4 protein-coding genes are annotated in these 13,271 nt (G+C 65.5%); 3 read left to right on the top strand and 1 reads right to left on the bottom strand.

Annotated features, from left to right (window positions below):
* Nucleotides 1-90: 90 nt before the first annotated feature.
* Together AC0693_RS35410 and AC0693_RS35415 are read left to right on the top strand one after the other, a co-directional pair.
* Nucleotides 91-11,013: a LamG-like jellyroll fold domain-containing protein gene (locus AC0693_RS35410; protein ID WP_478804146.1), complete on the top strand. Its 10,923-nt coding sequence runs from the start codon at nt 91-93 to the stop codon at nt 11,011-11,013.
* A gap of 6 nt (nt 11,014-11,019) precedes the next feature.
* Complete coding sequence (locus tag AC0693_RS35415) at nt 11,020-11,655, top strand: hypothetical protein (RefSeq protein WP_469320974.1); 636 nt, start codon at nt 11,020-11,022, stop codon at nt 11,653-11,655.
* Between the two features lie 503 nt (nt 11,656-12,158).
* Here the strand turns inward: AC0693_RS35415 and AC0693_RS35420 are convergent.
* Nucleotides 12,159-12,908 (bottom strand): transposase, encoded by a 750-nt coding sequence (locus AC0693_RS35420; RefSeq protein ID WP_478804147.1) that lies wholly within the window; start codon nt 12,906-12,908, stop codon nt 12,159-12,161.
* Between the two features lie 225 nt (nt 12,909-13,133).
* On the opposite strand from AC0693_RS35420, the gene AC0693_RS35425 reads away from it, so the two are divergent.
* A partial coding sequence (locus tag AC0693_RS35425; protein WP_478804152.1) for a transposase occupies nt 13,134-13,271 on the top strand: 138 nt, incomplete at its 3' end.

Below are 13,271 nucleotides of genomic sequence, written 5' to 3' on the forward strand. Positions count from 1 at the left end.
AAGCAGGCGCGGAGACTCCGCCGCCTGCGACGCGTCACTGCCGTTGGGATGCTCTCAGCCATTGCTTTGTGGCTGAGCACTCAAACCGCGATGGACACCGGCGCGACCCTGCCGGCTATCGCCATACCCAAGCTGTCCTCCCTGGCCGACTGGATCACCTCGGACTCGCCGCCGTCACCACACTGGGGTGACCTGCCTCAGCAGCAGTCGGGCACTGCTGCCGGACACGGGCACCAGGCATCCGCGGCCTCCACTCGCGCCGGAAAGGGAGCAGGTCAGGCCCCTGGGAAGGGCAAGGGCGAGCTGCCCGAGTACGCGCCGTATGCCCGGAAGGTCGCGGCGGGTCCCAGTGGCAACGCGCTGGGCTTCGATGCCCGCACCAGCAAGCGGAACGCGTCGAAGTCCACGGCGACATCGGACTACTTCGAGAACGCCGACGGCTCATACACCCGCGACCTCACCCAGCTCCCCAAGAACTACAGGGACGCTTCCGGTACCTGGCAGCCCATCGACACGAGCGTCCGTGACGCTGCGGACGGCAGGCTGCACCAGGCGGCCGGGGCAAGCGCGGTCGACTTCGCCCGAAGTGCCTCCGACACGTCGCTGGTGCACTTGGCCGTCGACAGCGGCCACGCCATGTCCTACGGCTTGCAGGGCGCGGCGGCTGTCGCGCCGGTGGTCTCCGGTTCAACGGCGACGTACAAGGGTGCGCTTCCTCAGACGGACCTCGTGCTGGAGCCGAGCACGGTCGGACTCAAGGAGGCGTTGGTCCTCCACTCGCCGCAGGCTGGCAACGTGTGGACGTTCCCTCTGGATCTGAAGGGACTCACTGCGGTCGCGGGGAAGGACGGCGCCATTACTTTGGTGGACGCCTCCGGTAAGACGCAGGGCGTGATCCCGCCCGCTTACGCCTATGACTCGAAGATCGACCGTGTTTCCGGTGAGCGAGGGACGACTCACAAGGTCAGCTACGAACTGAAGTCGTCTCAGGGGCGTACCGCCCTGGTCATGACGCTGGATCCGGCGTGGCTGCACGATAGTGCCCGTACCTTCCCGGTGACGGTCGACCCGTCCTACAACAACGTGCACGCGCTGACCACGTATGCGGAGACGGGGCCGGGCAACGACATCGACCACTCGATGGAGCTGACCACCAAGGTCGGCTCCTTCGACTCCGGTCCCCACTCGGCCATCTCGTACATGCAGTTTCCCTACCTGGGCCTGGACGGCTCCAGGGCCAACGTGTCCGCGGCTTCGCTGACACTGTTCGATGTGTGGTCCTCCACATGTACCCCCGAGCGGTTTGACGTCTCTCCCGTCACGCAGGCGTGGACACCGTCAAAGGTGACCTCCTACCCGGGGCTGACCTACGGCGCTTCCATCGGCAATCTCACCCCGAGCGTGCCCAACGGATGCGCCAACAGCGGCGGCGACCAGTCCAAGGGCGACTATCTGACGGTGCCCCTGTCCACGACGCCGTTCAACAACTGGGCGAGCGGGGCGGCGAACGATTACGGTCTGGCCGTCACGGCGGCGACGAACGACAACCTGCACTGGAAGCAGTTCGCCTCCTACAACACCTTGCGCGGCCCGAGTCTGAAGCTGACGTACACCGGTGCGCTGCTGCCGCAGATCCTGTCTGCCAGCCCGCCGAACAACTCGCCGGTGCAGACGCTCACCCCGCAGTTGAGTGCCAACGGGACGGTGGACGGCAACCTGTTGGTCACGCCCAAGTTCGACTTCCAGGTCTATGACACCTCGGGCAACAAGCTCGCCGATTCGGGGCTGACCACCAACAGCTACTACGACGTGCCCGCGGGCAAGCTGAAGTGGGGCCAGGCCTATTACTGGGAGGTGCAGTCCTTCGACGGCACCAACTACTCGGCCGGCCCCAACTGGCAGCAGTTGACGACCCAGGTTCCGCAGCCGATCATCGCCTCCGGTCTTTCGCAGAACACCGACAACCACGGCTTCAACCCCGCGATCGGCAACTACACGACCACAGCCACCGACGCGAACGTCTCATCACCGGGCCCGTCGCTGACGGTGACGCGTGACTACAACTCGCGTGACCCGCGGACGGCGGGAGCGTTCGGCACTGGCTGGTCGAGCCTGTTCGACGCGAAGGCCACCGAGCAGTACGACTCGTCCGGCGCGGTCGGCAGTGTCCAGGTGACCTACCCGGACGGTTCGGTGATCGGTTACGGCCGTAACTCCGACGGATCCTTCACCGCACCGCAGGGCCGGTTCGCGACCTTCAAGAGCATCACCGGCGGATACTCGCTGACCGACAAGAACGCCACCACCTACACGTTCACACAGGCGCTGGGAGCCGGAAGCTCCGCACTCACCTCCATCACGGACGCCAACGGCCGTGCTGAAACGTTCACCCTGACATCCGGCAAGATCACCACCGTCACCTCCGCGACCTCCGGGCGCGCACTGCACCTGACCTGGTCCACGCCCGTCGGCGCGTCCGGGCCGCACGTCGCGACCGTATTCACCGACCCGGTCACCACGGCCGACCCGCTCACGTGGACCTACACCTACACCGGTGACCAGCTGGCCAAGGTCTGTCCGCCGACCAGCAGCACGAACTGCACCCAGTACGGCTACACCGCGGGCTCTTCGTACCAAAGCCAGGTCCTCGACCAGGGCGCGAGTTCCTTCTGGCCCCTGTCGGAGTCATCCGGTACCACGGCTGCCAGCACAGTTCTGTCCCAGCAGGGCGCCGACAACGGCACCTACAGCAACGTGACGCTGGGGCAGCCTGGCCCCGGGGCGGGCAGCCCGGCGACAGCAGCAGGCTTCAACGGAACTTCCTCCTTTGTGCAGCTGCCCGACCTGCACGCCAGCAGCTCCACCGCCCAGACCGTCTCCTTGTGGTTCAAGACATCCACACAGGCGCCGGGGGTGCTGTTCTCATACTCCGACATGGCCGTCAAGGCGACGGAGACCGCCGGCAACATCATTCCGGTCCTGTACGTGGGCACGGACGGGAAGCTCAACGGCACCCTGCGGGCCGGCACCGACATGAGCACCATCAAAACCAACAGCGCCGTGACCGACGGCAAGTGGCACCACGTGGCACTTGCCGGATCATGGACCGCGCAGACCATGTGGCTGGACGGCAACCAGGTCGGCACCGGCGCTGGCTACAGCGCCGATGGCGGCGGCAGCATGGCGCCGTGGCAGTTCAACCACGTGTACGTGGGAACCGGCTACCTCGGCGATGCGTGGCCCGACCAGCCGCACCCCAACTCGAGCACGCTCTACGGCACGTACTTCAACGGCTCGATCGCGAACGTCTCGTTCTTCAACAAGCCGCTGTCGCAGGCGAGCGTCACCGCCCTCCAGCAGGCCGGTACGAAGCAGGCGAGCCTGCTGACCTCGGTCACGCGGCCTTCCGGCAAGGCGTACTCGGCAGTCACCTACAACGCGGCAACCTCTGCGGTGACCGGTGTCACCGATGAGAACGGTGGCTCCTGGACGATGGCGCCGCCCACCGTCACCGGGTCCAGCCAGATCTACCGGGCTTCCGTGCTGGGGGCAGCGCCCGCCACCTACTACCGGCTCGGCGACTCAGCAGGCGCGTCGCAGGCCTACGACGAAATCCACTCCGGCCCCGCGACGTACAACGGCGTCACGCTCGGTACGGCCGGACCGTTCGCCGACAGCACCGCGGCGTCGTTCAACGGCACCTCGTCCTACATGCAGCTGCCCTCGACGAACCAGGTCATCACACAGCCCGGCTCGGTCGACATGTGGTTCAAGATGCCTGCCGGCAACACCGTCGGCGGTGTCCTGTACGACCAGATGGCGCAGTCACTGACCGGCGGCAACCCCACCGGCGGCAACTGGACACCGGCCCTGTACGTGGGCACGGACGGCAAGCTGTACGGCAAGTTCTGGGACACCAACGGCACCAGCGGCATGATGACCTCGCCGGGGAAGATCAACGACGGCAAGTGGCACCACGTCATGCTGGCCGCCGGAGCCACCAGCGGCCAGAGCCTGTACCTGGACGGCACGAAAGCAGGCAGCACCACCGCAGCCCTGCTGACCAGCGTCGCGAACTACACGTACATCGGCGCCGGCGAAGCAGGCGGCAACTGGCCCAACCACCCCACCAACGAACTCGGATACTTCCCCGGTTCGATCGCGGAGGTCGCCTTCTACCGCACGCAGCTCACGGGCCAGGATGCCGCGGCTCACTTCAACGCCGGGCAGAACTCCACCGGGCTTGCACCGCTGCAGACCGCGACCGTCACTGACCCTGGTGGCAAGGCGGTCAAATACCAGTACGACCTGTGGAACGGCAACCGCATGGTTGCCCAGATCGACGGACTCGGCAACAAGACGTCCTACGGGTACGACACCGGCGGCTACCTGCACACCGTGACCGACCCGAATGGCAACGTCAGCACCGCGGGCCACGACGTACGGGGCAACGAGGTCTCCAAGACGACCTGCCAGAACCAGGCCGCGAACTCCTGCTCGACCACCTACACCACCTACCTTCCGGACGCCACCAGCACGCAGCTGGCTCCCAGCCCGCTGAACGACCTGGTTGACACCATCCGTGACGGCCGGTCCGCATCCGCGACCGACAACACCTACCTGACGTCATACTTCTACGACGCCCTGGGCAACCGCACGAAGGTGACGACCCCACCGGTGGCGGGCTTCCCGTCGGGCCGGTCAACCCTCCTTTCCTATACCGACGGCACGACGAACGCCGCCGCCGACAGCGGGTTCGCGCCCAAGGGACTGCCCTTCAAGACGCTCTCACCGGGCGGCGCGACCACCGCGATCAGCTACTTCCGCAACGGTGACATCGCCTCGATGACCGACCCCAACGGGCTGGTCACCAAGTTCACCTATGACAACCTCGGCCGCGTCCTGACCAAGACAGCCGTCTCGGACACCTTCCCGGCAGGCCTGGTCACCTCCTTCGGCTACGACGGAGAGTCCCGGGTCACATCGCAGACCGATCCGAAGGCCACCAACCGCGTCACCGGGGCCGTCCACCAAGCGCAGACCACCACCGTCTTCGACGCGGACGGGCAAGTCGTGTCACAGACCGTCGCCGACCTCACCGGCGGCGACGCCTCCCGCACGGTGTCGACGATCTACAACGCGTACGACGAAGCCGCGACCACCACGGACGCGACCGGCGGAATCAAGAACTACACCTACGACGCCTACGGCAACCAGGCCACCGTCAAAGACGCCCTCGGAAACGTCACCGCGTACACCTACGACCCCAACGGCCATCAGCTCACACAGACCCTGAAGGGCTACACCGGTGACCCGGTGAACCCGTCGGCTGCCAAGGACCTGGTGACGACCTCCCGCGCCTACGACCCGGCCGGCCGGCTCCAGTCCGTCACCGACGCGATGGGCAACTCCACCGCCTACACCTACACCGACAACAACCTGAGCGCGACCGTCACCCGCGTCGACTCCACCGGCACGAAAACCTTCGTCCAGCAGTCCAACACCTACGACGCGGCCGGCAACGTCGTCCAGCAAGCAACCAACAACGGCGCCACCGTCACCAAGTCCACCCTGGATGCCGCCAGCAGGCCCACCTCCACCACCGTGGACCCGACCGGCGTGAACCGCACGACCACCGTTTCCTTCACACCCGACGACAAACCCGCCACCAGCACCCTCACCGACGCCACGGGCGCCAGCCACACCACCAAGACGACCTTCGACCCCATGGGCAACGTCACCAGCCGTACGCTGCAGGAGGACGGGGCCGGACACCCGGCCGGCTGGTGGCCGCTTAACCAGACCTCCGGCACCACCGTCACCGACTCCTCAGGCACCGGAAACACCGCCTCGAGCACCGGGCCCGTGTCCTGGACGAACGGCGCGGCAGCCTTCAACGGCACCACCGGCGGGATCTCCACCAACGGGCCGGTCCTCAACACCGCGGCGTCGTACACCGTCTCCGCCTGGGCAAACCTCACGGACACCAGCAACTTCCGCACGATCGTCAGCCAGGGCGGCACCAACCACGGGGCATTCTTCCTCCAGTACGCGCCGAACTTCGGCAAATGGATGTTCCAGTCTCCGAGTGCGGACGCGACCAGCGGCCTCACCTATGCCATGGCATCAGCTCCAACCGCCCCTGCACTGAACACCTGGACGCACCTCGTCGGTGTCTTCAACTCCTCCACCAGCACCATGAGTCTGTACGTCAACGGAGCCCTGGCGGGCACCGCGACGAACACCAGCCCCTGGAACGCAAACGGACCCCTGACCATCGGCAACGCCAAACTGGCCGGAGGCAGCTACCTGGCAGGCAACACCCACAACGGCCAGATAGGCAACGTCCAGGCATACAGCCGCGCTCTCACCGCCGCCGACATCGCCAAGCTCTACGGCGCCGGCCGCTCCGGCGGCACAACCGCTTCCACCACGGAAGCCACCAGCACCTGGAAGCTCGACCAGCGCGGTCTGCCCACCAGCATGACCGACCCCAACACCAACACCACGAACTACACCTACGACGAGGCCGGACAACTCACCGTCACCAGCGCCCCTGCCGTCAACGCCGAAACCAACGGCGGACCCGCAAGCCTGGTACACCCCACCACCCTGGTCGGCTACGACACCTTCGGTGATCAGACCGAAACCCAGGACCCCAACGGAAACACCGTCACAACCGCCTACGACGCCTCGGGGCGCAAATCCGGGCAGGTCCTGCCCTCGTATACACCACCGGGCGGCGGCACTCCGATCACCGGCGCCAGCACCAGTCTCACGTACGACAAGGCCGGAAACCTCACCAAAGTCACCGACCCGCTGACCCACACCACTTCCTACCTCTACGACCAGCTCGGTGACACCTCCCAGGTCACCGACGCCAACAACGGCGTCAGCCGCACCCAGTACGACCCCAACGGCCACGCCCTGTCAGCCACCGACCCCGCAGGGATCCAGACCCAGGCCACGTACGACTACATGGGCCGCAAACTGACCAGCACCATCCTGGAGCGGTTCCCGACGCCGTCGGCCATCACCACCACCAACTCCTACGCAGCCAGCGCCACCAACCCGGGCGGAGCCTTCCTGGCCTCCACCACGACCCACAACGGCGTCACCGCCTCCTACGGGTACGACAAGGTCGGCGAACAGACCCAGGCCACCGACGGCGCGGGAAACACCACCCGCTACACCTACGACCTCCAGGGCCGCAAAACCGTAACGACCCTCCCCGACGGGACCCAGAGCAAGGTCACCTTCGACCAACTCGGTGACCTGTTGACCGTCCAGTCACTCGACACCGACGGCACCACCGTCCTGTCCAGCAAGTCCGCGACCTATGACGCCATGGGCCGCACCATGTCCGCCACCGACGCCAACCAGCACACCGCCACCTTCACGCGCGACGCAACCGGTCTGCTGACCGGCGAGGTGCAGCCGGTGGACGCCACCCACTCGATCACCACCTCCTTCGGCTACGACGCCTCCGGACAGCGCACCCGCTTCACCGACGGCCGCGGCAACAGCACCTACTCCACCTACAACGCGTGGAACCTGCCCGAGTCGACCATCCAGCCCTCGGCAACCACATCGACCTACAGCTACACCAGCGCCGCTGACTCCACCCAGACCACCATCTACGACGCGGCCGGACGCCCGGTCACCCAGACCTCACCCGGCGGAGTCAAAGTCACGGTCGGCTACGACAACCTCGGCAACATCACCTCCCGGGCAGGCACCGGCGCCGAAGCACCCACCGCGAGCCGCAGCTTCACCTACGACAAGGACAACCGCCTGCTCACCGCCAACACCGCGGCGATCGACACCACACTCCAGGCCACCAACGAAACCCTCACCTACAACGACCGCAGCCAGCCCCTCACCGTGAGCGGCAGCGGCGGAACCAGCTCCTTCTCCTTCAACAACGACGGACTCCCCACCGCCCGCACCGACGCCGCCGGAACCACGGCCTACACCTACGACAACGCCGACCGGCTGGCCACCATCACCGACGCGGCCACCACCACCAAACTCACCTACAGCTACAACGTCCTCTCCCAGCCCAGTTCCGTCCAGTACGGCACGGGAAACACCCGCACCTACACCTACGACCACCTGCACAGACTGACCGGCGACAGCCTCAAGACCAGCAGTGGCGCCTCCGTGGCCTCCATCGCCTACGGGTACGACGGCAACGACAACGAGACGTCCAAGACCACCACCGGTCTGGCCGGAGCCGCCTCCAACACCTACACCTACGACTGGGCCAACCGGCTCACCTCCTGGAACAACGGCACCGCGACCACCGCATACGGCTACGACGCCTCGGGCAACCGCATCCAGTCCGGCGCCAACGTGTACACCTACGACGCCCGTAACCAGCTCACCGGCGACGGCGTCAGCACCTACACCTACACGGCCCGCGGAACCGTCACCCGGAAAACCAGCGGCGCCACATCGATCAACTCCGCCTCCGATGCTTTCGACCGTCAGGTCACCCAGGACACCCAGACCTACCTCAGCGACGCACTGGACCGCGTCATCACCAGCACCTCCAGCACCGGCGCCACGCGCACCTTCGCCTACAGCGGCGCCGACAACAGCGTCGCCTCCGACGGAGTGAACACTTACACCCGTACGCCCGGTGGCTCACTCCTCGCCATCGGCACGATCGGCGGCGGCACCGCCACCTCCACGCTCGCCTACACCGACCAGCACGGTGACGTAGTCGGCAACTTCACCGCAGCCTCCACGGCCCTCACGGCATCACGTGGCTATGACCCCCTGGGCAACCCGACCGCCACCACCAATACCCCTGCGGGCAGCCTCGGCTATCAGAGCGGCTGGACCGACAACACCACCGGCCAGGTGAACATGGCAGCACGGTGGTACGACCCGGGCGTGGGACGGTTCATGAACAAGGACACCGTCTCCCTGGATCCGGCACCCAACTCCGTCGCGGCCAACCCCTTCGTGTACGTCGACGACAACCCCCTCAACCGCACCGACCCCACCGGCCACAGCTGGTGGGGCGACGCCGCCCACTGGGTCTCCAAGCAGTGGCACAGCACCGTCAAGGCAGCCACCAGCGCCTACCACACTGTCTCGAGTTGGGCCTCCAGCCAAGTGAGCAGCGCCTACAACTGGGCCGCCAGCGCCTGGCACACGACAGTTGACGCATACGACGACACCCTGGCCTACCTCCATCGCCAGCTCGCCTCCATCAAACGCCAGCTAGCCGACGCGTATCGACCCGTCCGGACAACCGTCACCAAAAAATGGCACGAAACAACGACGTACGTCACCAGCCAGGTGCGCGAATCCGTCAACGTCGTCAAAACCGCCTACCACGCCACTGCCGCAGTGGTGAACACCACCACCACGTTCTTCCAGAACCACGCGGCGGCCATCGTCTCTTTCGCAGCCAGCACCGCCGTCTTCCTCGGATGCGAGGTCGCCCTCGGCGCAGCCACCGGCGGCGTCGGAGCCGTCGTAGGGGCCGCGGCTTGCGGCGCACTCGCCGGCGAAGTCGGCGGAGCCATCGAGCAGGGCTTCAAGTGCATGGACGGCCAAAGCGGAGCCTGCTCAGCCAAAGCCTTCGGCGGCGCAATCCTTATTGGTGGCGTCGGCGGCGCCATCGGAGGCGCACTCGGAGGAGCACTCGGCGGCAAACTCGCCGAAGCCGCCATCGGCAAACTACTCCCCAAACTCGTCACCAACACCCTCGAAGGAGCCGCAGTAGGCGGCATATCCGGAGGGGTAACCGGCGCCGCCGACTACGGCCTCACCTGCTCCGCCAGCTGCTCATGGTCCGGAGCCGCAAACGCCGCCCTCAACGGAGCGGAAGACGGTGCCATCGGTGGCGCGGCAGGCGGAATGCTCTTCACCGGGGCGGCAGCAGCCAAGACCCGATTCTCCAAGGGTTCCGCGGAGAGTGCGCCTGCACGAGAGAGTGCCGCGGGCGGTTGTCCGACGAGCGGGCCGCACAGTTTCACCGGCTCCACCCAAGTCCTGATGGCCGACGGCACCACCAAGCCGATCGACCAGGTCAAAGCCGGCGACGAAATCAAGAACGCTGTACCGGGCAAAGCCGAGACCCAGACCCACAAGGTCGACAAGGTCATCGTCACCACCACCGACCACGACTTCGTCGACCTGACCATCGCCCCCACCACCGAGAACACCAGCATCCCTTCAGCACCCGGACAGGCATCGAAGGCCCGGGCCCTGCACAAGGCCGCAATGGGCTTGGCCGCATCCGTGATGGCCTTCGCCACCGTTCTCGGAAGTGCACCCGATAGCACTGCCAGCGCCCTCGCTGCAGATGTCAGCGACGTCACGACCCACGGCACCACTCTCACCACCACTTACCATCACCCCTTCTACGACCAGACACAGTCCTCCTTCGTGGACGCCCAGGACCTCCAGGCCGGTGACGTCCTTCAAACTCCTACCGGCGGCACTGCGCGAGTAACCTCTGTCCGGCACTACCATGCGAACGCCACCACCTACGACCTCACCATCGATGGCCTCCACACGTACTATGTGCTGGCTGGGGCTATACCGGTCCTCGTTCACAACTGTGGTCCTGCCATTGCAACTGAAGATGATGCAATGCTCGCTCTCGGCCGCGCCGAAGAATTGCAGGCATCCCGCAATGATTATTTCATGGCGGACGTGAAGGGCACCACAGCCGTCATCGGCGTCTTCAACTCAAAAGCGAAGACGTTCGTTAATCGCATCGGAATTAATGGTGATGGTGCCATGCCTTCCGGCTGGACTCTTCGCCCGGGCGAGGAATTTGTGCAGGGCGCCGGGCACGCAGAGCAAGGGATACTTAGCAGTTTGGGCCCCAACGAGCATGCTGTATTTGGTGCAGCATCGAGAAACTTTTGCGTTGCGATCTGTTCGCCCATGCTGAATGTTCGTGGGATAAGCGTGGGTGGTGCGGGGATTCGTGGTCATGCCGCACAGAACTCACCATTTACGACCTTTTGGGCCAGCGAAGGATAGAGGGCTATGGCGATTTCACTGGAACTACAGGCAATCTCGAACGCCTCGGACTCCGAACTGGTGCTCATGTGCGCTGCAGCAGCGGAACGAGGTGCTCCCTTCTGTCGAGCCCTTGGTGGATTGGAGCAGTCTGAGTGGGTCGACTTCTCGCTCGGGCTTGTCTGGGCTGCTGGGGCTGGAGATTCCACTCAGGATGAGTGTGCTGAGGCGCTGGACGAGCTGGAGATGGAACCTCAGGATGGCGAGGATGATTCTTCTCGGCCTGAGTTCTATGTGACTCAATCCGTTGCGTTGGTGGGGAACGCTCTCGCGGTTTCACTGAGGCCGTCTGCCGCAAAGACCGCGATGGCTGTCAACACCATCAGGTCGCTTCTCTCCATGCTCGACTTCAAGTTGGGAGGAGAGAAGCCTGTGATCGTAAAATACGGCGACGCCGCCCCTCCGGTTGGGCCCCTCGTTCAAATGGAGATCGACGCAGAGCGTAAAGTAATTGACCTTCTAACTTGCGAGGCGGCGGCTTCAAGTCAAGGTGTACCCAGCGGCTCATTGGTGAATCAAATTAAGGCGTCATCGGTCGAATTCGGCGCACGGCTGGCATCCTCCATTGAGGAGGTTGCAGCGCTTAGTAACTGGGAGCGTTAGTGGTGCGTTGAACCGTAAAAACCGGCGAGTAAGGTCGGGTTACAGGGGCTGTGGCGACACGTGGTCGATTGATCAGACCCCTAGCAGTTTATGCAGGCGCTCGGCTGGTTTTCCCAGCCGAGCGTTTTGCGTGGGCGGGTGTTGGGTTCGGCGGCGATGGCGGCCGCCTGTGAACGGGAAGCCGCCTCCGCCCCTAATGAGCTCGCGCATGGTTGGCGGTGAGACGTCTGGCTTCGTTCACATTCAGCGGCAGCGTTTGTTCACCTCGTTGGGAGTCAGTAGGCGATCAGAGTCCCTGCAAATGGTCACGGAAATGGTTCTGGCTCAGGTTCTGTGGAGCTGTGACAGTCAGTCACTTCATTTGGGTAGCGCAGGACGTGCGAGGGGGCTTTTTGGTTGCTGAGGCCTGACCGGTTGTGGCAGGGGCGGATGGTCCCGACAGCAGGTGCCGCCGGAGCGCCCGAGGCCCCTGTGGCCGAACCAGCGGGAGTAACTGAGCCTTTTCAGCGTTGCCTCTCCAGGGTGAGGACTGCGGCGGCGATGTCCGTCATTCGGTTCGGGCTGCAGCGGCTCCGGCGGAAGATCCGCCAGGACTTCAGGCGGGCGACGCCTCGTTCGACAGGAGCGCGGGCCTGGGCGAGTGCCCGGTTCAGCGTCCGTTCGGTCGGTGACAGTTCGCCGTTGGGCGGGCGGCGGATGGCGGTGGCGACCCAGGAGCCGGCGCCGATGTAGGCGCGGTCGGCGACGATCGGGACGCCCTGGCGTTCGCAGATTCGGATGATGCGGTGGGTGCGTGCAGCGGTCAGATCGTGAGCGCGGCCCGGCACGGCCGGCGAGATCCACAGAAGCTGGCCTTGGGGGTCGGTGACGACCTGCACGTTCACACCGTGGCGCCGGTGCTTGTGGGAGTAATCGGCGCGTCCGTCGCCCAGGCGGTCGCACTCGCTGAGGGTGCCGTCCAAGAGCACGTAGTCCGGGTCGTGCTCGCGCAGGGTCTTGAGCAGGCCCGGCGCCCGGTCGGCGAGGAGCCGCACGACGGCAGTGGTGTAGGCGTGGGCGGTGCCTACGGATATGCCGAACCCGGCGGCGATCTGCGCGAGAGTGTCGTGCTTGCGCAGGTATGCGAGAGCGACGAGTGCGCGCTTGTGCGGCGGGAGTTTGCAGCGGCGGTCACCCTCACGGGTGACGATAAGCATCGTGACCCACTCGACGAGCGCGTGAGGCAGGTCGAGTGCGGCAGGATAGGAAACCAACAGGGCTCCTGGACCGGCAGGTTGAGACTTCGAACACCTCACCCAACGGCACGGGAGCCCTGTCCGTTGCGGGCACCAAGGTCATCACCCGATCGGTGGCCACGCTGAAAAGGCTCACTGATCGTTTGTGAATGAGTTGAGTTGCGGGTCTTGTGCTGGGTAATCTTGCTCGGCAGGGTGTCCAGAGTGCGTGCTGATCTTGTTCCTGACGACCTGTGGGAGCGGGTGGCCCCGCGGCTGCCGCCCGCGCCCGAACGACGCCGTCGCCACCCCGGGCGGCTGCGAGTTCCCGACCGGGCGGCACTGGCCGGTGTCATGTACGTGCTGCGGACCGGTGTCGCGTGGCGCGATGTCCCGGCAGAG

Source organism: Streptomyces sp. NPDC043876 (assembly GCF_056435825.1).

What these genes read in the sequence shown, in the direction of transcription:
- AC0693_RS35410 (WP_478804146.1), top strand. Translation starts at nt 91, where the DNA reads ATGGACACCGGCGCGACCCTGCCGGCTATCGCCATACCCAAGCTGTCC.
- AC0693_RS35415 (WP_469320974.1), top strand. Translation starts at nt 11,020, where the DNA reads ATGGCGATTTCACTGGAACTACAGGCAATCTCGAACGCCTCGGACTCC.